Consider the following 1,889-nt stretch of genomic DNA (forward strand, 5'->3'; position numbering starts at 1 on the left):
TTCGCTCACTGGGCGCTCACGCCCCCGACCGGCCGGTGACCAGGGCAACAAGAGCCGTATGACGAGAGATTGTCACGTACGGATCTGTGGGAGCCCCGGGCTGAGATGCCCGGGGCCACCCGACCGATCGCTACAGCTGCGGGGCTGGCGTAGTCCACCCCTGATGACAAGAGATGCCTTGCGACCTGGAAGAATGGGCTTGTCTAGGGTCCAGTCCAGCCAGTTCGAAAGGCATCTCTCGGGTGCAATCTTCTCATGCCGCCGGGCACGTCTCGGCATCGTTCTCCGACCCGAATCTGATCGCGTCGGCGGGGCTGGTGCCGGTAATGCGCCTGGCCGAGCGGTGCGCGCTGCCGTCCCTGATCCGCCGGCATGTCGATCTGGGCGTCTCGACCGGGGTGAACCCGGCGGGCAAGGCGATGAGCCTGGTCGCGGGCATGTGCGTGGGTGCGGACAGTATCGAGGGCGTGGACGTGCTGCGTATCGGCGGGACGCACCGGCTGTTCGGCGGGATCTACGCGCCCTCCACGCTCGGCAGCTTCCTGCGCTCGTTCACCCACGGGCATGTGCGGCAACTGCAGGCCGCATCGCGGCGCTTCACCGCGAACCTCATCGCCCATGCGGGCCTGATCCCGCCCGGTGAGCCGATCGTCTACCTGGACGTCGACTCGAAGGTCAAGCAGGTCTACGGCCCGGCGAAGCAGGGCGCTTCGTTCGGGTACACCAGGGTCCGCGGCCTGCACTTCCAGGTCGTCACCGCCTCCACCCCGACCTCGCGCCCCGTGGTGATCGCAACAAGGCTGCGCAAGGGCTCGGCGGGATCGGGCAAGGGCGCCGACACCTTGGTCGCCGAAGCGATCCGGGCACTGCGCGAGGCCGGGGTCACCGCGATGATCCTGGTGCGGGCGGACTCGGCGTTCTTCTCCGCGAAGCTGGTCAAGGCGATCCGCGCCGCGGGAGCCTGCTACTCGATCACCGTGGCCAACACCAAGACCATCCGCGCGGCCATCAGCCAGATCCCCGAGACCGCCTGGAAACCGATCAAGTACCGCAACGCGGTCTGGGACCAGGACGAAGGCCGCTGGATCTCCGAAGCGGAGATCGCCGAGATCCCGTACACCGCGTTCACCTCGAAGAAGGCCGCGCTGCACGCTCCGGGCCGGCTGATCGTGCGGCGGGTGCGGCGCCTGAACCCCGCCACCGTGCCCGAGGGGCAGGGCGAGTTGTTCGCCGCGTACCGCCACCACGCCTTCCACACCACCAACCCGCTGGTCATCGACCAGGCCGAACCGACCCACCGTCAACACGCGGTGATCGAGCAGGTCTTCTCCGATCTCGAGGACGGGCCGCTCGGGCACCTGCCCTCCGGGAGGTTCAACGCGAACGCCGCGTGGCTCGCCCTGGCCGGCATCGCGCACAACCTGACCCGCGCCGCAGCCACCCTCGCCGGGCGTTTCCACGCCAAGGCCACCGGCGCCACCGTCCGCAGAACTCTGATCAACATCCCCGCCCGGATCGCCTCCGGCGCCCGACGCCTACAGCTTCACCTGCCCGAATACTGGCCCTGGGCAGGCGGTTTCCTCACCCTGTGGGCGCGCACCGGGCACCGACCGATCACCAGCTGATCAGTGAGCGCGCCACCCGACCACCACGACCCGAGGAACCCAGGAGACCCCGCCCGGACGGCCACCCGGAGATCACCCCTGCCCAGGCACCCAGCACAACCGACAATAGATCAGGAAATCAGCGTCCTGGAATCAGCTCGGTCGGGTGGCCCCGGGCATCTCAGCCCGGGGCTCCCACAGATCCGTACGTGACAATCTCTCGTCATACGGCTCTTGTTGCCCTGGTCACCGGCCGGTCGGGGGCGTGAGCGCCCAGTGAGCGAA

The 1,889-nt window shown here is 68.5% G+C and carries 1 protein-coding gene; it reads left to right on the top strand.

Annotated features, from left to right (window positions below):
- The first annotated feature begins 242 nt into the window (after positions 1–242).
- Positions 243–1,625, top strand: a complete 1,383-nt coding sequence (locus KDL01_RS40825; RefSeq protein WP_212534093.1) for an IS1380 family transposase — start codon at positions 243–245, stop codon at positions 1,623–1,625.
- Positions 1,626–1,889 lie beyond the last annotated feature (264 nt).

The organism is Actinospica durhamensis, from assembly GCF_018139695.1.
Lineage (GTDB): Bacteria > Actinomycetota > Actinomycetes > Streptomycetales > Catenulisporaceae > Actinospica > Actinospica durhamensis.